Raw genomic sequence first — 20,703 nt, forward strand, 5'->3', positions numbered from 1 at the left:
CCCCAAATATAGAACACGTTCTACTTTGGACGAGTATGGCGTCCCACCGAGCCCCGCGGCAAGACCGAGCGACACAGATCACCCGCGACTCACCCGTGGCGACCCAGGGTCGGTGGTCGGGTCAGCGGCAGGGCCAGGACGTCGAGGACATGGTCCGCCGCGCACCCGACCTGGTGCGCACGACCGCCTTGACCACGCCGGCAGACGCCGGAGCGATCCGCCTCAGCACGATCGACGAGCGGATCAACGCTCGTCCGCGCAGGACCACGCGGCGCTCCCCGTTGACGTAGAAGGTGATCGACCGGGTGCGCGTCCGGGCGGCACGGCTGAACGCGACCCGCACCTCGTTGGAGGTGCAGTTGCGGTGACCCGCCGCGACGAATCCAGTACCACTCCCGGTCAGGGACCGGCGGGTACCGACCGGGACCAGCGCGGCGGTGCCGGACATGGTCGCCCGCGAGGAGACCGTGGCCGTCCCGCTCGCGAGCAGGCGCGACTTCGACGTGAGGAACGAGTGGATGTTGTAGCTGCCCGGTGGCACGAGCCGGACGACCGCGCCTCCCTTCGGGATCACGACGTAGAGCGGGGTGGTGGTGCCCGACACCTCGACGCCCGCCTCGGAGTAGCCCACCGCGGACCCGCTGGAGCGCACGACGAGCCACGACTTCTTCGTCGCGGTGACATCCATCTCGACACCGCCGAGAGCGTTGGTCATCACCGTGCACGGACGTGGCGACGTACCGGGAGTCACCGAGGCCGCCACCGTGGCGGTCAGGTAGGACTTGCGCAGGCCATGGGACGTACTGACCACGCGACCGCTGACCGAACCCGTGCCGCGGAGGGTCGCACCGCTGCTCGTTCCACGGCGGTCCATCACGGCCGTGTGGGTCTTGCCGTCGAGAGGCACGAACATGTTCGCCGGAACCGGGCCGGTCAACGGGATGTGCTGGTTGTCGCACCCGGCGCCGTCCTGCAACAGGGCGACGGTGTAGGCGTACGTCGACTGCGTCTCGCCCGCGGCACGTTCCGCGCCGTCCGCTCCCGCCGGATGCAGGCCGAGACCCAACCCCAGGACCCCCACCACGCCAGCGCTTGCCCAACGACGAACTGCCATCTTGCCCACTCCCGAGATTGCTGGTCCGCCGCTGCCGACCGTCACGATTTGCGCCTGAAAGTACCACCGCGACGCGGACGCCTGACCAGGCGGCGCACGCCCGAGCGGACCCGGACCACCGGCCCGAGGTCCAGCAGCCGATGCCCGAACCGCCCGAGCCGCGCGCGAACCCGTCCGAGCCCGGCTCGCCACGGCACCGAGGCCAGCGAGAAGCGGGCGGCGATCCGGCGCCACCAGGGAGTCGACTTCCGGATCCGCTTGAGCGCGGAGTCCACGTCCGACCAGTAGGCGCGGGCCTCCTCGATGCTCGGCTCGTCCTCGCCGTAGACGTGGCGGTCCGCGGTGTGGGCGAGCGTCACCACGGGGACGGCGTCGTAGCGGACGGCCGCGGCGTAGGCGCTCTCGCGACGGGTGGATCCCGGTGTCGGGCGGACACCGAGGTCACGCATCCGGTCGGCGAGCTCGCGCCAGGCGCCCGTCAACCGCAGCGTCGCGTCACCCGACCGCCTGCGCCGGCGGCGACGGAGGAACTTGAAGAGCAGCACGCCCCACAGCGGCGACAGGAGCAGCGCGACCTTGCCGACGTCGAAGAGGACGGCGAGGACCGTGCCGAGCACCTCGAGGATGTTGACCCCGTCGCGCTTGCCGTCACCCTGCTGGAGGTTGTCGCTCGCCTCCTTCGGCTCACCGGGCACGCGCGGCGGCTGGAGCACCTGCGGCTGCGGCTCCTCGTTGGGATCGTCGTTGGGACGCCGCAGCCTCTTGTTCTCCTGCGGCGTGGGTTCGAACGGCACCCAGCCGGCGCCCTCGAGCTTGACCTCGGCCCAGGCCGTCATGTGCTCGCCACGGACCGCACCGCCGCCCGGCGGCACCTTGAACCCGATGACGACGCGGATCGGCAGGCCCATCTCCTGGCCGATCAGGGCCATGGCGGCGGCGTACTGCTCGGCATTGCCTGCGGGGGTCGGTGTCTTGGCCAGGACGGCCAGCCGGCTGGCGCCGTGACCTGCCGGGACGTAGTCCTCGACCCCGTCGGAGTAGAACCCGTGCTCACGGAAGGCGTCACGCAGGAACTGGGCGATCGGCCCGGCCTTGCCGCCGCTGAAGCCCGCATCGGCCTGCCAGCGCTGGACCCGGTCCCTCAGCTCCTCGGGCACGATCGCCGGCTGCGGCAGCGTCACCGAGTCGTCGGCGTCCAGGAGCGTGATCTCCTCCTCGACCACCTGGCGGGGCACGACGGCCTCGACCTGGAACGCGGTCCCCCGCTCGACTCCGCCGATCTGCGCGACCGTCTCGGTCTGGCGGTTGATGACCAGCTCGCTCGCCGCGTCGCCGTCGGTGCGGCCGTCCTTCACCGGCGTCATGGACAGCGTCCTTCCGACGCTGGGCACCCACACGCCGGTGTAGTCGCCGATGGTGATGGTGCCGCGCGTCGTCGCCTCGAGGTTGGCGTCCGGATCGTTGCGCAGCCGCCGGAAGGTGCCGGAGTCGTGGGCCGACCCCGGGCCACCGGAGACGTTCCACACGATGCCGTCGTAGGTGTCCATGACGGCGAGCCGCACCAGGGTGCCGCTCTCCAGGCCGTCGACGGTGAACAGGGTGGCGGTCTTGCCCGGCCCCTTCTTGTAGGCGCGGAACTTCGACAACGGGCTCGGGTAGTCGCGCGGGTCGAACGGGGTGTCCACGTGGTCGCGCAGCACCACCCGGTTGCCGCCGGGGTCGGACACCACCGCGAGGCCCGCGGCGACGCCGCCCGCGAGACCGACGACGACCAGCGTCGACACGATCCGTCGTCCCCACCGGGCACGCACGTTGCGCAGCGAGCGCCAACGCAGCCAGACCACACCCAACGCCGCCACGGCCAGGCCGCGGGTCATCACCGCCTCGGCCTCGATGTCTCCGAAGGCCGAGGACAGCAGCAGGACGAGCACCAGCACCAGGCCTGCGAGACCCGGCCACCGCGACCGCCACAGGAGCACGGCGGCGACCAGTCCGCCGACGAGTCCGGTCACGAGCGGCACGATCAGGACCACGCCGTTCTCACCGAGGGGCGCCGGAAGCGTCAGGGACTCGCGCCAGGTGTGCGCCAGGCCGATGACCAGGTCGCGCAGCGAGTCGGCTGTGGGGAGCACCCCGTTGGTGGCCCGGGTCGGCAGGGCGACGCCGGAGCCGACGGCGAGGTAGGCGGCCACCGCAGCGATGGCGGTCACCCACGGACCCCAGCGCCAGCGGGCACCGAGCCAGGCGATCGCGACACCGAGGACCAGCCCGATCACGACGGCGGCCAGCCAGCGGGTTCCGAGGTAGACCTCGCCGAGGGGCCACGCGCACAGCGTTGCGAGACCGACGACCAGCAGTGCGTCGACGACCGCGAGCCGCCACGACGGCATCGCTCCGCGCCTGCGGCCCTCGGCCACCAGCAGCATCGGACCACTGCTGCTCAAGGCATCGCTCTCGCGCACGCGCGGTCCGGCCGCGTGCGACGGAGGCGGCGGAGGCGGCGGCGGCGGCGCCGTGGGGAGGTTCGTCATGCCGACACCCGTCGTACGGCGACGCCGAGCTCCTCGAGACGCCCGACCGTTGCCACGGCGAGGTCGCCGAGCCACCGCACCGACGGTTCCTGCCCGACCAGGCACCGCATCGCGATCACGCGGGTGTCGACGGGCAGGTACTGGCGGGCGCGCCGCAGGTCGGTGATGCTCACACCGGAGCCGATGCACAGCACCATCACGCTGGCCGCGAGGCCGTCGCCGCTGAGGCGTCGGGTGACGTCGACCAGTCGAGCGGCCTTCCAGTCGTAGGCCAGGCCGGACAGGCCGTCGAGGAACCGCTGTGCCCCACCCGAGGGCAGCGTCCCGTGGGACGACATGGCGCTGAGCTGCTGACCGTCGGAGAGGGCCTGCGTCCCCAACGACCCCGCGACCGAGATGGCCATCTCGAACTCGTCGTCGCTGGCGTAGTCCTCCAGCCGGGAGCTCACCATCGTCAACAGGTGCGAGCGCCGGGTCTCCTCGAACTGGCGGACCATGAGGGTGCCGGTCTTGGCGCTCGACTTCCAGTGGATGTGCCGCCGGTCGTCGCCGGGCACGTAGCCGCGCAGCGCGTGGAAGGACACGTCGTTGTCGGAGATCTTCGGAACGGTGCGGCCCTCGAGGTCGCGCACCAGGCCGGCAGCGGACCCGTCGACCCGCAGCGTCTTCGGGTGGACGTAGAGGGTGTCCATCCGGTTGAGGTGCCGCTCCCGGCGCATCAGCCCGAGCGGATCGGAGCGCACCGCCACGACCGGACCCACGTCGAGCACGGCCCGGTGGGCGGTCGGGATGGCGAAGAGCTCCTCGTGCATCGCACCCGGCGCCAGCGCGGGGAGCTCGAACGCCGCTCGACCGGCGCCGACCGGGAACTCTACGACGAGCGAACGCGATCGTCGTTGCGTCGGATTGGTCAACGAGAGGTAGCCGTTGGCCCGCTCCCCCACGATCACCCGTTCCCGCGCGAGGTCCAGGCGCGCCACCAGCGGCTGACGGCCCACCACGAAGAAGATCGCCAGGAGGAGCACCGAGATCAGGAAGATCCCGCCGATGACCAGCTCGCGCCAGCGCAGCAGCGGCCCGGCCACGACCAGCGCGATCGCCAGCAGGCCCACGATCCAGCCGGCGGCGGTGACGGTCTCGGTGACCGGTCTGACGACCTCACGCACCTTCTCGGTGCGCTCGACCACGCCGTCACGCAGCGCGCCCCCCAGCGCCTGGCGGCGTCGGGAGAGATCGGAGAGCGTACGGCGCAGGCCGGCCGCCCACGAGCGGGGACTCATCGCCTCATCGACCAGCCGGCTCCAGCGGAACCGACACGCGCTCGAGGACACGACGTACGACGTCCTCGGACGTCGTACCCCGGAAGTCCTCCTCGGGGTCGAGGACCATGCGGTGCGCGAGCACGGGGACGGCCAGGGTCTTCACGTCGTCGGGGACGACGTAGTTGCGGCCGTACGACGCGGCCCAGGCGCGGGAGGCGCGCATCAGGGCGAGGCCGGCGCGGACGCTGGTGCCGAGGACGACCTCGGGTGCCTCGCGGGTGGCCTCGGTGATGCTGGAGATGTACTCGATGATGGCGGGCTCGACGTGGACCTGCTGGGCCAGGCGGATCATGGCCAGCACGTTGTCGCCGGTGATGATCGGGCTGACCACCGCGGCCGCCTTGCCCTTGGGTGCGTTCACGAGGATCCGGACGGTGTTCTCGTGGTCCGGGTAACCGAGCGAGGTCTTGATCAGGAACCGGTCCAGCTGTGCCTCGGGCAGGCGATAGGTGCCGGCCTGCTCGATCGGGTTCTGGGTCGCGATCACGATGAACGGCTGCCCGACCGCGTGGGTGATGCCGTCGACGGTGACCTGGTTCTCCTCCATGACCTCCAGCAGCGCCGACTGGGTCTTGGGCGACGCACGGTTGATCTCGTCGGCGAGGACGACGTTGGAGAAGATCGGTCCCTTGTGGAACTCGAACTCCTGGGTCCGCTGGTCGAAGATCGTCACACCGGTCACGTCGCTCGGCAGCAGGTCGGGAGTGAACTGGATCCGGTGGTGGTCACCGCGGATCGTCTGCGCGATCGCTCGCGCCAACGACGTCTTGCCCGTCCCCGGGTAGTCCTCCAGGAGCAGGTGTCCCTCGGCGAGGAGGGCGACGAACGCGAGCCGGACGATCTCGGGCTTGCCCAGGATCGCCTGCTCGACGTTGGCGACGAGCTGGGCGAAGGTCTGCGAGAACCACTCGGTCTGTTCGGTGGTGAGGGACATGAGGGCCTTTCGGGCTAGCGCGTGTCGGTGTCGGAGCGGCCATTGGTGTCGACCTTGGCGGAGCCGGAGCCGGAGACCCGGCAGCCGGACCCGCCGGCAATGAAGTTGTTCGGGAACTCCCTGGTGACGCTCTGGGAGAAGTCGCACTTGTCGGGGTCGACGACCGTCAGGCCGTCGAACAGGGAGGTGGAGACGGCGCGCGACTCGTTCACGTAGCCCTCGCCCGACAGCCGGATCACGCAGTTCCCGGTGAGGATGTTGCAGCTCTCGATCGAGATGGTGACCCAGCGGTCCTTGGACGTACCCGTGAGCGGGATGTCGTCGCTGTACTTCCGGTCGTCCGTGGCTGCGGACACCGTCCGGACCCGGATGGTCCTCGTCGTACCGCCTTCGGGCACCGCGGCCGTGAAGTGGTCGCCCGACCTCGCGTCGACCCACGCCCCGCCGTCCAGGCTGTACTGGACGCCGGTCACCGCCATGGTGCCGTTCGCGGCGCCGGCCGTCAGCCTGAGGTCGACCTCGTAGTAGTCGTCACTCGTGCCGGAGGTGTTCACGGGAGCCGCGGGCTTGCCCCAGGTGTCGATGTTGCCGAGGTTGTCGCTCTGGCCCTCGACCGCCCGGTCGCCGTTGAAGGTGACGGCCCACACCGTGATGGAGTGCTGCCCGTTGTCCGGGAACTTGATGGCCGTGCCGCCTGACGGCGCCGACCCGACGGTGGTGGTCCAGCCGCTGCTGCTCTGCACGACGTAGTGGTGGATGGGCAGGCCGCCGTCGTCAGCCGGGGCGTCCCACGCGATCGTCGCGGTGTAGTCCGCCGGGGACGTACCGACCTCCCGCAGGTTGCGGACCGGACCTGACTTGGTCCATGGCCGGCCCGACACCGTCGGACTCTGGTCGCTGGTGCCCGCGTCGTTGGTCGCCGCGACCGACAGCGTGACGGTCTCGCCCTTGCGGATGCCGTCGTTGGAGTCGAACGTCTTCGACGCCGCGGAGCCATCGACGACATAGGTGTCGCGGCTGCAGCCGGAGCACTTGATCGTGTAGCTCGAGACCGGGTTGCCGTTGCTCTGCGCCACCGACCACTTCGACCAGTCGATCCGCACCCAGGGCTGCTGGGTGAAGGCGTCGGCCTCGCTGGCGACCAGCTGGGGTGCGGCGCCCGAGCGAAGGGGGACCCCGAACGGCTGGACGGCCTTCGAGGCACCGGAGAACTCCCGGCGCGGCTCGACCGAGTTGACCGCCCGGATCTCGAAGGCGTACGACGTGCCGTTGGTCAGCCCGGGGATCGTGTACGACGTCGCGCCGCCCGGGGCCTGCCAGGTGTTGCCGCTGCCGGCTTCCTTGATCTCGTAGACCGTGATGGGCGAACCCTCGTTGTTCGGTGTGGTCCACCGCAGCGTGAGCTGCCGGTCCATCCGGGTGCCGGTGGGCTTCGACTCGATGACGATGGTCGGCGGAGCCATCAGGTCCGGCGCCTTGTTGGGGGTGATCTCCTCCGACTCCGGGCTCGGATCACCCCAGCCGACGGAGTTCTTGGCCCGGACGGTGAACGTGTAGGAGTCACCTGGGGTCAGGTCGTCCAGGCGGCACGTGGTCGCGGGGCAGGTGCGCTTGTAGCCGCCCGAGCCGACGACCTCGTACTCCTCGATGGCCGCACCGTTGGCCTCGGGCTCACGCCAGGACAGGACAGCGGACGACGCCTCGACCGAGGAGAGGACGGGTCGCTGGGGCGCCTCCGGGACAGCGAGCACAACGACGTTGATCCGCGCGGCGACGTCACGGGTCCGGTCGTCGGACGCGTCGGAGACGGTGACCTTGATCGTCGACCGACCGGAAGCGGTCGGGGTGAAGGAGACGGCCGAGCCGTCGACCTTCAGCCCGGACAGGCGCCCGTCGCCCTCGATGCGCGGGTTGCTGACCTCGATCGGTTCACCGGGGAACGGGTTCACCGCGTAGTTGGCGATGTCGACGGCCATCGACTCGCCCTTGTTCGCGGTGATGTTGATGGGCGGGATCCTCAGCAAGGGCTGGTTGCTGCCCACGACGCGCACGGTCACCACCGCCTCGTCGGTCCCCCCTTCCTCTCCGTCGTCGGCCACGACGTTGACCTTCAGCACGTCGCCGTCGTCGGCGCTGGCCTTGATCGACAAGATGCTGCCGCCGGGCTCGATGTCGGCCGACAGGCCGGCATCTGCGGACGCCACCGAGTAGGTCATCGCGTCGAGGTCGCCCTCGTTCGCATCCCTGGTCAGACCGGACAGGTCGATTTCGGCAGGCTCGCCGTCGGCCGTGACGTCGACCGCCGCGTCCCGCATCGTCGGCGCGACGTTGCCTGCGGGCTTGACGTCGATCGGGATCGTCAGCAGCGAGCTGAGCGCAGCATCCTCCGCCGCGGTCTTGCCGTCGCTGACCCCGACGGTCACCGACGCGGGACCGACGTGGTCCCTGCTCGGGGTGAAGGACAGCGACGTGGGCGCGTCCTTCACCGGGGAGGCGGCGCCGTTCACGGCGGTCGGCAGGGTGCCGGTCTCGATCCGCGGTTCGCGTCCTGCGCGGGTGATCACGAGGTCCTTGAGGTCGAACTCGACGGTCTCCCCCGAGACCACCTCGACCGGGATCCGCTTCTTGTCGGTGGTCAGCTGGGGCGGCACGTTGTCGGTGCCGGTGACGTAGATGACGCCGAAGGTGCCGGTGGACTCGTCGTCGGCGTCGTCGAGCCGGTAGAGCACCACCTGGTCCTCGGCCTTGAGGGTCACCTGCACCGTCGAGTCGTCGTCGGTGACCTCGCACGCGCCCTTGCTGCCGGCGTCGCACTCGCTGACCCGCAGGTCGGCCTTGGCGCCATCGAAGTCGAGGTCGTTGTCGAGCACCTCGACGTCGACGGTGTCGCCGGGGTCGCGGCCGATGATGTCGCCGAGCTCGGCGACGTCATCACGGGCGATGGGCGCGTAGAAGGGCGCGTCGTGGCTGGTCAGGACCTTGAGCACCGCATCGTCGCGGGCGCCGGCCGCGTCCTCGATGCTGTAGCCGATGTTGATCGGCAGCGAACCCGTGTCGGGCGCATCGCCGACCGGCACCTCGACGAAACCGTTGTCGTGCTCGGCGCGGACCATGTCGTTGAGCTCGTCGATGCGCAGCGGGTCGTCGTCGGGATCGACGTCGTTGGTGAGCACGTTGTAGGAGATCGTCCGGTTGGGCTGGACCAGGACGTTGTCGTCGAGGGCGACCGGCGGCTGGTTCTCCGCTTCCTCGGGCACCACTCCGACGCGCACCTCGGCGACGCCGGTCGCGCCGTACTTGTCCTGCACCCGGATCTGGAAGAAGTCGGTGCCGGTCTTGCCCTCGAAGGCTTCGTAGCGGATCCAGTCCACGCCGGTGTCGAGGATCCGGCCGTTCTTCGGAGCGGTGAGGACGCTGCGGAAGGCGACCGCGTCACCGTCCGGGTCTGCCCCGACCAGGTCGATCGAGATCACCTTGGGTCGACCGCTGATGACCCGGTCGATGATGGGCTGCGGCAACGGTGGGTGGTTGTTCTTCGCGGAGTCGGCGACGACGTAGATGCTCACCTCGGCGCTCGCCTTGAGCCCGTCGTTGTCGCGGACGCCGTACAGGACGGAGTAGCTGCCCGGCTTCTCGGGCGCGCGCAACCGCAAGGTGTCCCCGGACACCCAGACGTCGAGGTCCTCGTCGTTGCGGAGGTCGTCCTGGAACAGGCGTGGCTTGCCGCCGTCGGAGTCGGAGTCGTTGCCCAGGACGGGGATGGTGGTGACGGAGCCGGCGCGCACCGTCACCTGGTCCTTGTTGGCGACCGGATGGCGATTGGTCTGGCCGGTCTGGCGCTGGGCCACCACCAGGTGACCGACCGTGGAGCTCTGGCCGTCGGACACGACGTACTCGACGACGGCCTGCTGACCGACGATGTCCGTCGCGGAGCTGACGACAGCGAGCCGCTTGTCGACGACGGAGACCTTGACACCCGGGATCGACGGGCGCCCGATCCGCTTGACGACCAGGACGTCGCCGTCGGGGTCGAGGTCGTTGAGCAACAGGTCCACCTGCGCGGTCCCGCCGGGTGCGATCACGGCCTTGTCCCGGACTGCGACCGGAGGTCGGTTGTCCTTGGGCGGCGACTCGATGTCGAGACGGATGAACGACGACCTGGTGGAGGAGGAGTTGTAGGCCTCGTACTTCAGGTAGTAGCTCCGGGCCCTGGTCGAGCTGAAGGTGAAGGTGCCGGACTCGAGGTCCTTGGAGATCTCGGTGCCCTCGTCGTTGCCGATCACCTTGACGCTCTTGAGGGTGAGGTCGCGGCCCTCGGGGTTGCGGTCGTTGGTCAGCGGCTGGACCACGACCTGGGCGTTCGCCACGCCGGAGGCGAGGTCCGCGACGAGCTCGGGAGGAGCGGTGTCACCGAGCACCTGGACCGGCAGCTTCCCGGTGATGGCGTCGGGGCCGTCCTCGATGGTGTAGGTGATCTCCGAGACCTTCGCTCCTGCGCCGCTGTCGGTGAAGGTGATCGTGCCGTCGGGCCTGAACTCGACCTCCCCGCCCCGCGCCGATGCAGCGGTCAGGGAGAAGTCGTCGCCGTCGGCGTCGAAGTAGTCGGCCAGCACGAAGTAGCTCGACGTGGCGCCGCGGGCGACGTTGAGCCGCGGCTTCCGGTCCTTCATCATCTTCGGCGGGCTGTGCTCGGAGTCCTTGCGGATCGTCAGGTGGACCTCGGCGAAACGCTCCTCGTTCACGCGGCCGTCGGTGACGTAGTAGCGGAAGACCGAGGTGCCTTCGGCGTCCGAGGGTACGGCGACCTGGAGCTGGGTGCCGCCGCCGACGATCTTGACCTCGTACTCCGGTCCGCTGACGTGCAACGTCTTGGAGATGCTGATGATGTCGCCGTCGGGGTCGTGGTCGTTGAGGGCGACCACGGGAAGAACGGTCGCGCGACCGGGCCGGGCGCCGAGGTCGTCCCGCTCCGGCTCGGGCGGCCGGTTCTCCTGGTCGGGGATCTCCTCGGTCGTCTTCTTGAGCTTGGAGCGGTTCTGGTTCTCCGGGGCGACCTGCGGCCAGTTGGCGATCTTGGCCTTGCCGGGATCCTGCACCAGCCAGCTGTCGCCGGTCCTCACGTCGTTGAGGACCACGACGTCGCGGTTGACGCGGAACCGGAGCTCCGCGTTGTCCTGCATGCCCGGGATCGGCGACTCGTCGTCGAAATCGGCGTCCTCGCAGTCGCGCAGGTAGTTGTGCGCGGATGCCGGGTCGGCCCAGGCGGCGTACACGCAGCCCGTGCTGTCCAGCACGACCGGTGCCGCGGGTCGACCCGCGACGTCGCCCCGACTGACCTCGACGAGCTTGCCACCGTCGAGCGGCGTGACGTAGAGGCCCGAGTGGGTGGCGAGGTACAGCGCCTCGCTGTCGCCGGAAGGCTGCTGCAGCTCAACCGCGGTCGGGTCGGACTCCGGCACCTCCACGGGGTCGGCGCCGGGGCGGGTCAGCTCGCTGGTCGTCTGGTTGAACAGGAACGGGGTCTCGCCCACGACGCTCAGCGTGACCTTCGCCGGGTCCGCTTCCAGACCCCCCTCGCCCCCGCTGAGGTCGATGTCGTCCCCGGCGACGGCCTCGCCGTCTTCGATGACGAACGGCGTGACGCGACCGTCGCGACCGAGCACGTACGCGCGGCCGTCGGTGCCGACGGCTGCGGTGAGGGCATCGGTGATGTCGGGCTTCGTCGTCTTCTGGGAGAAGCCCGAGAACTGGCTCTTCGGCCGGACCCAGGCCTTGCCGCTGAGGTAGTCGACCACGGCGAACGTGTCTCCGCCGTACGCGACGACGGCTCCGGTGGGCAGCGACGTCGGCTCGTCGACGGCGGCGTAGGCGATGTCGACCCCCTTGACCGAACGGTCGGTGGAGACGTCGTCGACGAAGAGGTCCGTGGCGCGCTGGAAGATGTCGAACTGGGAGCTACCGGCGTCGACGCCGAGGTCGAGCTCCTTGATCTGCGGGTTGAGCCTGGCCACCAGGCCCAGGTCGTTGTTGGTGACCCACACACCGCCGTCGTTGAGCTCGACCTCCGTGAACGGCTTGCCGTCGTAGCGGTACGCGAGCACGACGAGGGTGCCGAGCACCAGGGCCAGCGCCGTCGCCGACGCGGTCCTGCGCCACCTGCGCCACTTGCGCTCCGTGGGGTGATTCATCGGGGTCCCCGCGAAGTTGTGCGCTGGAGGAGCGAAGCGGGGGAAGCGGAGAACTTCGTGGGGTGTTTCATTGGCCCACCGCGCAGACCTGCTGGGAGAGCGGCGAGGGCTGGCTCCCGTCGCGCGAGAGCGAAACCTGGAGGCAGACGGTCGCGTCCTTCGCCATGGTCAAGGTCCTGCTCGTCTCTGTCGTGAACTCGGCTGGTGCCGGCGCCACGCCGTCGCCCGTGAAGACGAGCTTGAACTCGTCGCCCTGACGGGGCTCCACCTGCTCCCAGTGGAAGGTCCAGCGAAGGCCCTTGCCCGACTTGGTCACCACCGGTGCTGCGGGTACGTCGATGACCTCCACGGGGTCGGCGGGAGCCTCACCGCGGAGCGGTCCGGTCCTGTCGTCGCCGTCGCCGGAGTCGCCGGCCACCAGCGCGTACCCCACACCGGCCACGATCGCCGCCACGACCACCCCGATCGCGATCCGCGCTGGCAGGCCCAGACGCCTAGACTCCTCACGACGAGGAGCGGTACGACGAGCGGAGCTCCCGTCCGTCTCGACCGGCGCTGCGCCGGGGATGCGGGTCACCTCGTCGATCGCGGGTTGCAGCGGCGCCGGCCGGGCACTGACGGCGGCGGGGATGATCACCGAGACCGGGCGGATCAGCGTGCGGGCGTCGTTGGGGTGCTCCTCGACCAGCGCCGAGGGTGAGGCGTCCATCACCTCGAGCCGCGTGGGCGACTGGCGCAGCTCGATCTGGACGTCCTGCAGCTGACGGCCCAGGGCCATCGCGGACACGGGGCGCTTCTGGACCTGCAGGGACATCGCACGCCGCAGCACGTCGACGAGGGAAGCCGGGACATCGGGCCGACGCAGCGGTGTCAGCTGGCCCCGCTCGATCCGCGAGATCAGGTGGGCGTTGTCGTTGGGGCCCTCGCGCCGTTCGAAGGGCGAGTGTCCGATGAGCAGCGAGTACAACGTCGCGGCCAGCGAGTAGACGTCACTGCGGACGTCGTGGCTGTCGGCCGACAGCGACTCGGGTGCCGACCACGGGATCGACAGTCCCTGGCCGGCCGCGCCGGACTCCCCCACCACCGAGGCGATGCCGAAGTCCGTCAGGAGCGGCACGCCGAACGTGCTGGTGAGGATGTTGTGCGGCTTGATGTCGCGGTGCAGGATCCCTGCGCGGTGGGCGGTCTCGACGGCACTGGCGACCTTGACCCCGATGTCGAGCACCTCGCCGACGGGCAGCGGCTGCGCGCGATAACGCTGGGCCACGTGCGGCGGCGGGCAGAACTCCATGACCAGGAACGCGCGCCCGTCGGAGCTCACGCCGGCCTGGTAGATCGGCACGATCGAGGGATGGTTGGACAGCTGGGCCATCACGTTCGCCTCGGCACGGAACAGCTCGAGCGAACCTGTGTCGCTGCCACTGCGCAGCACCTTGATCGCCACCTGCCGCGTCGGCAGGTCCTGCTGGTAGCGGAAGACGTCGGCGAAGCCACCCTCGCCGACACGGTCGATGAAGGTGAAGCCCGGGATCTGTGGCGCCTGCACGTCAGCGCCCCGGCGCCGGGACGACGGTCGCCGTCAGTCCCTTGGACAGGGTGAGGACGTCACCGACAGCCACTTCCGTTGCCACACCGGGCGGCAGCGGGATCGGCGCCCGCCCCTGACGGGTGAGCAGGGTGCCGTTCGTCGAGGTGTCGGTGACGGTGATCCGGGCGCCCTCGGCTGCGACCTCCAGGTGGGTGCTGGAGACGTAGGGGTCGTCCACGGTGACGAGGGCAGGCAGGTTCGCGCTGCCGCCGACCTGCTGGACCCGTGGACTGCGGCCGATCAGTACGCGCCGGCGCACCTGGACCACCCGACCCGTGGAGAGCTCGAGCGCCACGAGCGGACGACCGGGCTGCGTCGGCGCCATGGCGGCCGGTGCCGGCTGCCCGGCCCGGAGGGCCTGCATCTGGGCCGAGGTGATCGTGCGTCCGTCGTGCTCCGGGGAGGGGTCCGGTGGACTCGACGGCGGCGGGGGCGGGGGCGGGGTGGGTGTGACAGCAGCGGGCGCAGGCACGCGGAAGACGGTGTGCTCGTGGGCCGGCGCTGCGGGGGCAGGTGCGGGGGCGGGCGCGGGGGCCGGCTCGGACTCGGACGCCATGGCGGCGCCCGGACGCCAGGTGACCCCACCGCTGTGCACGACACCACCGACCAGCGGGAGCGCGACGCCGGTGGTCCGGACGCCGATCGGAACAACCTCGACCACTGATCCGGCGGCCAGGGGCGCGGAGGCCTCGTTCCAGGTGGCGGCGTCGGTCCCCTCGACGCGGAACCCGTCGACGCAGACCGCGAACGCTCCACGGACCAGGATCCGCACCTCGGAGTGTTCGACCCGTACGGCGGCGAAGTCGGGCAGCTCGCTCAGCGCACCTCGGGAGAGCACCTCAACGACCGTCAGCGGCTCCAGGCCACGCTCGGCGATGGCGGCGACCTCGGCCAGCCGGTCGGCCGCTGCGAGAACGACACCCTCGTCGGAGACGAGGGTGGCGAAGTCTCCGGCGACGTACGTCGTCATCGGCGCTCCCTCGCCTTCGGGCGGGTGTCCTCGTCGGGACGCTCGGGTCCGTGGGCGACGTCGACCACGACGACCGTCACGTTGTCGTGTCCGCCGGCAGCAACGGATGCGTCGATCAGCGTGCTGACGGTGCCCTCGGGCGACATCTGCTCGGAGAGGATGTGGAAGATCGCGATGTCGGAGAGCTCCGACGTGAGTCCGTCGGAGCAGAGCAGCAACCGCGATCCGGGGACGGCGGGGACGAGCGAGAAGTCCGCTTCGGAGTCGGTCAGCGCGCCGATCGCCCGGGTGACGACGTGGCGGTCGGGGTGCCCGAGCGCCTCCTCGCGGGTGATCTCACCGGCATCGATCAGCTCCTGGATCACGGAGTGGTCCTTGGAGATCTGGTCGAGCACGCCATCGGTGAAGCAGTAGGCACGGGAGTCGCCGATGTTCGCCAGCAGCCAGTAGCCGCGGCCGTCCTCCAGGACGTACGTCGCGGCGACGAGCGTCGAGCCCGGCGCCGAGGTGAACTCCGCGGCCAGCGCGCCGACGCTGCGCTGCGCTGCGCCGATCGCGGCCTCGACGTCGATGGGTTGCACGTCGCGCGCAGCCAGTGGTTCGAACGACTCCGCGACCAGTCGGCTCGCCACGTCTCCCCGTGCGTAGCCGCCCATGCCGTCGGCGACCAGGAAGACCGGCGGTGCGACCAGCGAGGAGTCCTCGTTGACGGTCCGGACCCGTCCGGGATGGCTCCCGGCGGCGTACACGAGACGGGTCGCGAAGTCGGCGGACGACCACGTGTCCGCTCCCGTGACGTTGACCCGCACCTGCTGTCCCCCCGAGACGCCCCAACCATTCCCGTCCGCCGGACGGATTCCCTTGGGCGTCAGCCTATCGCGAGCACCACGTCGTCAACTGGGGTTCAGCGGACCCAGCGGATTTCCGGCCGGGATCGACGCACAGTTGTCGGGCGCCGGGGTGCCTGCGAAGCGGGCGTTCAGCCAGCCGATGGCCTCGGGCAGCCACAGCGGAACCGTCAGGAAGTGGCTGAGCGCGTACTCCCGGTGGACGATCTTGACACCACCGGCGCAGTACTTCTTCGCGAGGGAGCGGACGTCGCCGGCCACCATCACGCCGTCGCCCCGCTGCTTGCCCAGCGTGCCCTCGAGCTCGCCGAGCGCGCCCTGCCCGATGAACATCGGGACGGTCGGGTTCGGGCGAGTGCCGAGGTTCAGCTGGTTGACCAGCTTCACGAAGACAGGGATCGTCGACGGGTCGGTGTAGGCAGGCTTGACCAGCTTCTTCCAGGTCAGGCCCGGGTACGCGCCGAGCACCTGGAGGATCGAGGCCTTCTGCATCTTGTCGTAGACGCTGACGCCGTAGGCGCTGAGGTACGGCCGCAGGTCCACGTTGAAGGACCGGGCGACACCCACGACCGCCATCGGCACGATGCCCGCCCAGACCAGGCTGCCGTCGACGTACCCCAGGTTGGTCGCGGGCCGCACCAGCACGCCGCCCTCGGCGGCGCCGACCAGTCGCCTGTTGATGTCAGGGGCGTACGTCGGCGCGAGGACCGAGGCCCAGTTGGTGCCGATGGCGCCGCCGGAGTAGCCGATCAGGCCGATCCGAGCGGTCAGTGCGACGACGCCGGTGGCCGGCACCTTGAGGGTCGCGCGCAGCGAGTCGAGGGTGACCATGCCGTACTCCGGGCCCGCGGCGAAGTCAGCCGTGGGGCCCTGGGTGTCGGACATGACGATGGCGTAGCCCTGCAGGAGGAACGGCACCATCATCGCCGTCTCGAGGTGCGCGCCCATACCGCCCGGGTTGCGGCCACCTGCGATGGATCGCGACGGCCCGTCCTCGGGGTTCAGGGAGTCGTAGAAGGACTGGTAGGACATCACCTTGGACGTGAGTCCGGTCAGCGGCTTGAACACCGAGGTCACGCCGGCAACCGCCTGGCCGCGCTGGTTGGTGGTGCGGAAGACGATCTGCACCACGTCCAGCGGCAACGGGATGCCGGCCAGGGAGTACTTCACCGTGCGCTGCTTGAGGACCGCACCGGGCGCGTGGTCGGACAGCGGCTTGGTGCCGGTGTAGGTGAAGAAGGGGTCAGGCGTCGCGGCAGCGACCACGGCCCGGTCGGCGACCGGGGCGGCCTCGGCCACCTGGCCGGCCGGGACCAGCGTCGCGAGCAGCGCGACGAGGGCCACCAGCACCCACCCGCGCCGTCCGTTGCGTGACGTCTGCTGCATGTCGAGCCTCCCCGTCCCACGTGACGGTCGTCACGCACCCGTCGACCATGGTTAGTGACAGTGGTGTCACTTGTCAATGGGTGGCGGCGGACAGGCGCGACCGCCCGCTGCCGGGTCGACCGTCACGCCTTAGGGTGGTGCGCATGGAAAAGCCCGAGATCGACTTCGTCGACCCCACCCCGCCCACCGACCTCGTCATCACCGACCTCACCGTCGGCGACGGCGCCGAGGCCACCTCCGGCAGCACCGTGTCGGTCCACTACGTCGGCGTCGCCCTGTCCACGGGCGAGGAGTTCGACGCGTCGTACAACCGCGGCACCCCGCTGCAGTTCCGCCTCGGCATCGGCCAGGTCATCTCCGGCTGGGACACCGGCGTGCAGGGCATGAAGGTCGGCGGCCGTCGCCAGCTCGTCATCCCGCCCCACCTGGGCTACGGCGACCGTGGCGCCGGCGGCGCCATCAAGGGCGGCGAGACCCTGATCTTCGTGGTCGACCTGCTCGAGGTTCGCTGAACTACGCCGGCAGCGTGGCGCATGGCGGCGAAGCCGCACCGGGTGCGCCCGCGGGCCCGAAGGGCCCGTGCGGCGTCGCTCGGTCTGCGACACGCTCGGCCAGTTCTACCAGGGCAGGTTGTCCGGCGTCTCGCCCTGGGCGACCCGGGCGGCCTGCCCTGCGAGCTCCACGACGTCCCCCGGGACCAGCTGCCGTCCGCGGCGGGTCTCGACCTCACCGTTCACCATGACGAGGCCGTCGGCGATCGGCGGCTTGGCCTCGGCGCCCGACTCGACGAGGTTCGCGAGCTTGAGGAACTGACCGAGCCGGATCGAGTCGTCGCGAATGCCGACGTCCTGGGGAGTTGCCACCCGGCCAGACTAGGCCGCGGTCGCACCGGTCAGTGAATGCCGACGGACACCGCGTGGATGAGGACGCCGACGAGTCCACCCACGATCGTGCCGTTGATCCTGATGAACTGCAGGTCGCGCCCGACGTGGAGCTCGATGCGTCGGGCCGCTTCCTTGCCGTCCCAGCGCTCGATGGTGTGGGTGATGACCGCGGTCAGCTCGGCGCCGTACCGCTCCACTGCGAACACCGCACCGTCGGCGGCCATCTTGTCGAGCCGCTCGCGCAGCGCGGCGTCGGTCCGCAGACGCGACGAGGCGCCTTCGACCTCGACCAGCAGCCGGCGTCGTACGGCGCCCGCGGGGTCGTCGAGGGAGGTCAGCAGCGCCTTGCGCAGGGCCTTCCACAGCGAGATCGCGGACTTGATCACGGCGGGGTGATCGAGCACCCGGTCCTTGAGCCGCTCCGCGCGCAGCTGGGTGTCGGGGTTGTCCAGCAGGTCCTGGGACAACCGGACGAGCATCGAGTCGAGCGCCTTGCGGGCCCGGTGGTGCGGGTTGACCTGGATCTCCTCGACCCAGCGCACCAGGTACCGGTGGGCACGTTCGACGACGACCTCATTGAGCCGTTCGGGCGCCCAGGCCGGTGCCCGCTCCCCGATCACCGCGTAGACGGTTTCGGGGTTGGCGACCAGCCAGCCGTGGATCTCGTCGATCATCAGGTCGACGAGGCCGTGGTGCAGGTCGTCGGCAAGTGCCTCGGAGAGCAGTCCGCCGAGCAACGGCGCGATCGGCTCCTCGTGGAAGCGCGGGACCAGTGCCTCGGTCACCAGCGCCTCGATGTGTTCGTCGCGCACCTTGCCGAGCGCGATGGCCGCGAGCTCCGAGCCTTCCTTCACGACACGCTCCGCGTTGGCGGGCACCGCCAGCCAGTCCCCCACCCGCCGCGCGACCCCGATGCCGAGCACCCGCTCGCGGATGATCTCCTCCTGGAGGAAGTTGTCGCCGACGAACTCCTCGAGGCCCTTGCCGAGGTCGTTCTTGCGTTTCGGGATGAGCGCGGTGTGCGGGATGGGCAGGCCGAGCGGGTGCTTGAAGAGCGCCGTCACGGCGAACCAGTCCGCGATCGCGCCGACCATCGAGGCCTCCGCGCCGGCGTTGACGAAGCCCCAGAAGCCGTCGCGGCGCAGCGTCACGACGTACACGGCGGCGGCGAACAGCAGCAGGGAGACCGCCACCGTACGCATCCGGCGCAGCGCGCTGCGGCGGATCTCGTCGGAGGACGGGTCGGTGGAGATCAACGGGCCGGACACGCGCCCATCCTTGCGTACCCGCCCCACGGAACCGGGTCACGACCTGCGGGAACCAGAAGGGGCGGCCCCGGCTCGAAAGCCGGAACCGCCCCTGCATGTCACGGAACCCCCCAGTCACCGCAACACCCGAACAACGATCCGCGGCCCGGGAGGTTCCGGTTTTAACCGTGATCTCCTGTCACAGGAAACCTGACCGTGCCTCACGTTTCTCCAGGCGGTCTTCAGGCGGTACGTCGGCGCGGGACCAGCGCCGCGAGGAACACTCCGAGGAAGGCGGCAACCGCGCCGACGATGAAGCAGATGCGGAACGCCTCCGCGCTCGGCAGCGCGTGTCCGCCGAGGTCGACGGTCGTGGCAGTGAGGATCGCGACCATCACAGCAGCTGAGACGCTCGTGCCGATCGACCGCATCAGGCCGTTGATGCCGACGGCCGAACCGGCCTCCGCCAGCGGGACGCTCTCGAGGATCAGGGTCGGCATCGCGGCGTACCCGATGCCGACGCCGGCGGACGTGATGCCGTTGGCCACCATCAGCTGCCACGGGGCGTCGGTGAGGAACACGGCGAAGAGGTAGCCGAGCCCCAACACGGTGCCACCGATCATCAGGGTGATCCGGGCGCCGAGGAGGCCGATCAGGCGACCCGAGACGGGCGAGAACGCCATCATCACCAGACCGCCCGGAGCCAGCCACAGCCCCGTCGCGAGCAGGGTCTGCCCGAGCCCGTAGCCGGTCTCGACCGGCGTCAGCAGCAACCGCGGAACGACGATGGCCTGGGCCATCATGCCGAAGCCGATCGCAACGGCGGCGACGTTCGTGAGCAGGACCGGGCGCCGCGCGCTGACCCGGAGGTCGCACAGCGGGTCACTGACCCGCAGCTCGTAGCTGCCCCAGGCGAGGAGCACCACCACGCCGGCGATCGCGAGCCCGATCGTCCGGCCGTGCGCCCAGCCCCACTCGTTGCCTTTGGACACCGCGACGAGCAGCGCCACGAGTCCGACCGCGAGTCCGATGGCGCCGACCGCGTCGAACCGACCGGGCACTGCGTCGCGGACGTGCGGGACGAGGACCACGACGGCGAGGGCGACCACGGCGGCCAGGACGGTCGACACCCAGAACAGGGCGTGCCAGCTGAAGTCCTGGACGATCCACGCGGACAGCGGAAGCCCGATCGCTCCACCCACACCCAGGGTGGCGCTCATCGCGGCGATGCCGGTCGCGGTCAGTCGCGGCGGGGTGACCTCGCGCATCAGCGCGATGCCGACCGGGATGAAGCCCATGGCCAGGCCCTGCAGCAGGCGGCCGGCCAGCATCGGCACCAAGGTGCTGCTCAGCGCGCAGACCAGGGAGCCGAGGACGAGGAGTCCGGCGCTGATCGCGAGGACACGTTGCTTGCCGAACAGGTCGCCAAGCCGACCGGCGATCGGCATCGCGATGGCGCCTGCGACCAGCGTCACGGTCACGACCCACGATGCGTTGGCCTCGGTGGTTCCGAGCAGCTGTCCCAGCTCGCCCTGGATCGGGATCACCATGGTCTGGGTGAGTGCCGCGACGAGCCCGCCGAAGCAGAGCACCACGACGGTGAGCAGTGGCGCGCCCGGGAGCTCGGCCGGTACGCCGATGGTCGCGGCCGGGCGTGAGGAGGTCGTGGTCACCCGCAGAGTCAACGGCGT

Annotated in this window: 13 protein-coding genes; 1 reads left to right on the top strand and 12 read right to left on the bottom strand. The window is 70.3% G+C overall.

Annotated features, from left to right (window positions below; all coding sequences use genetic code 11):
• Positions 1–121: 121 nt before the first annotated feature.
• From ASD84_RS02575 to ASD84_RS02615, 9 genes are all read right to left on the bottom strand, one after another.
• Complete coding sequence (locus ASD84_RS02575) at positions 122–1,159, bottom strand: hypothetical protein (protein WP_156391541.1); 1,038 nt, start codon at positions 1,157–1,159, stop codon at positions 122–124.
• Positions 1,156–3,645, bottom strand: a complete 2,490-nt coding sequence (locus tag ASD84_RS02580; RefSeq protein WP_082573113.1) for a transglutaminase-like domain-containing protein — start codon at positions 3,643–3,645, stop codon at positions 1,156–1,158. Before ASD84_RS02580 ends, ASD84_RS02575 begins: the two co-directional genes overlap by 4 nt.
• Positions 3,642–4,925, bottom strand: a complete 1,284-nt coding sequence (locus ASD84_RS02585) for a DUF58 domain-containing protein (protein WP_156391542.1) — start codon at positions 4,923–4,925, stop codon at positions 3,642–3,644. The genes ASD84_RS02580 and ASD84_RS02585 overlap by 4 nt, the downstream gene beginning before the upstream one ends.
• A gap of 4 nt (positions 4,926–4,929) precedes the next feature.
• Positions 4,930–5,901, bottom strand: a complete 972-nt coding sequence (locus ASD84_RS02590; protein WP_056706378.1) for an AAA family ATPase — start codon at positions 5,899–5,901, stop codon at positions 4,930–4,932.
• Positions 5,902–5,915: 14 nt separating this feature from the next.
• Positions 5,916–12,089 (bottom strand): Ig-like domain-containing protein, encoded by a 6,174-nt coding sequence (locus ASD84_RS02595; RefSeq protein WP_056706381.1) that lies wholly within the window; start codon positions 12,087–12,089, stop codon positions 5,916–5,918.
• Positions 12,090–12,156: 67 nt separating this feature from the next.
• Positions 12,157–13,635 (bottom strand): serine/threonine-protein kinase, encoded by a 1,479-nt coding sequence (locus ASD84_RS02600; RefSeq protein WP_056706383.1) that lies wholly within the window; start codon positions 13,633–13,635, stop codon positions 12,157–12,159.
• Position 13,636: 1 nt separating this feature from the next.
• Positions 13,637–14,647, bottom strand: coding sequence for an FHA domain-containing protein (locus tag ASD84_RS25965; protein WP_056706385.1), 1,011 nt, complete (start codon positions 14,645–14,647; stop codon positions 13,637–13,639).
• A complete protein-coding gene (locus ASD84_RS02610) occupies positions 14,644–15,456 on the bottom strand; it encodes a PP2C family protein-serine/threonine phosphatase (protein WP_056706387.1) in 813 nt (270 codons plus the stop codon). The genes ASD84_RS25965 and ASD84_RS02610 overlap by 4 nt, the downstream gene beginning before the upstream one ends.
• An 84-nt stretch (positions 15,457–15,540) precedes the next feature.
• Positions 15,541–16,881 (bottom strand): lipase family protein, encoded by a 1,341-nt coding sequence (locus ASD84_RS02615; protein WP_082573115.1) that lies wholly within the window; start codon positions 16,879–16,881, stop codon positions 15,541–15,543.
• A gap of 143 nt (positions 16,882–17,024) precedes the next feature.
• Between ASD84_RS02615 and ASD84_RS02620 the strand changes: the two genes are divergently transcribed.
• Positions 17,025–17,393, top strand: coding sequence for an FKBP-type peptidyl-prolyl cis-trans isomerase (locus ASD84_RS02620; protein ID WP_182380221.1), 369 nt, complete (start codon positions 17,025–17,027; stop codon positions 17,391–17,393).
• Between the two features lie 105 nt (positions 17,394–17,498).
• Here ASD84_RS02620 and ASD84_RS02625 read toward each other — a convergent pair whose 3' ends face one another.
• The 3 genes from ASD84_RS02625 to ASD84_RS02635 all read right to left on the bottom strand — a co-directional run bounded on the left by ASD84_RS02625 (position 17,499) and on the right by ASD84_RS02635 (position 20,685).
• Positions 17,499–17,744: an RNA-binding S4 domain-containing protein gene (locus tag ASD84_RS02625; RefSeq protein WP_056706392.1), complete on the bottom strand. Its 246-nt coding sequence runs from the start codon at positions 17,742–17,744 to the stop codon at positions 17,499–17,501.
• Between the two features lie 29 nt (positions 17,745–17,773).
• Complete coding sequence (locus ASD84_RS02630) at positions 17,774–19,033, bottom strand: DUF445 domain-containing protein (protein WP_056706394.1); 1,260 nt, start codon at positions 19,031–19,033, stop codon at positions 17,774–17,776.
• A 221-nt stretch (positions 19,034–19,254) separates the two neighbouring features.
• Positions 19,255–20,685 carry an MFS transporter gene (locus tag ASD84_RS02635; protein ID WP_200954544.1) on the bottom strand — a complete coding sequence of 477 codons (1,431 nt, stop codon included), beginning with the start codon at positions 20,683–20,685 and terminating at the stop codon, positions 19,255–19,257.
• Positions 20,686–20,703 lie beyond the last annotated feature (18 nt).

This window comes from Nocardioides sp. Root682, from assembly GCF_001427795.1.
GTDB lineage: Bacteria > Actinomycetota > Actinomycetes > Propionibacteriales > Nocardioidaceae > Nocardioides.

What these genes read in the sequence shown, in the direction of transcription:
- ASD84_RS02585 (WP_156391542.1), bottom strand. Translation starts at nt 4,925, where the DNA reads ATGAGTCCCCGCTCGTGGGCGGCCGGCCTGCGCCGTACGCTCTCCGAT.
- ASD84_RS02590 (WP_056706378.1), bottom strand. Translation starts at nt 5,901, where the DNA reads ATGTCCCTCACCACCGAACAGACCGAGTGGTTCTCGCAGACCTTCGCC.
- ASD84_RS02620 (WP_182380221.1), top strand. Translation starts at nt 17,025, where the DNA reads ATGGAAAAGCCCGAGATCGACTTCGTCGACCCCACCCCGCCCACCGAC.
- ASD84_RS25965 (WP_056706385.1), bottom strand. Translation starts at nt 14,647, where the DNA reads ATGACGACGTACGTCGCCGGAGACTTCGCCACCCTCGTCTCCGACGAG.
- ASD84_RS02615 (WP_082573115.1), bottom strand. Translation starts at nt 16,881, where the DNA reads ATGCAGCAGACGTCACGCAACGGACGGCGCGGGTGGGTGCTGGTGGCC.
- ASD84_RS02595 (WP_056706381.1), bottom strand. Translation starts at nt 12,089, where the DNA reads ATGAATCACCCCACGGAGCGCAAGTGGCGCAGGTGGCGCAGGACCGCG.
- ASD84_RS02580 (WP_082573113.1), bottom strand. Translation starts at nt 3,645, where the DNA reads ATGACGAACCTCCCCACGGCGCCGCCGCCGCCGCCTCCGCCGCCTCCG.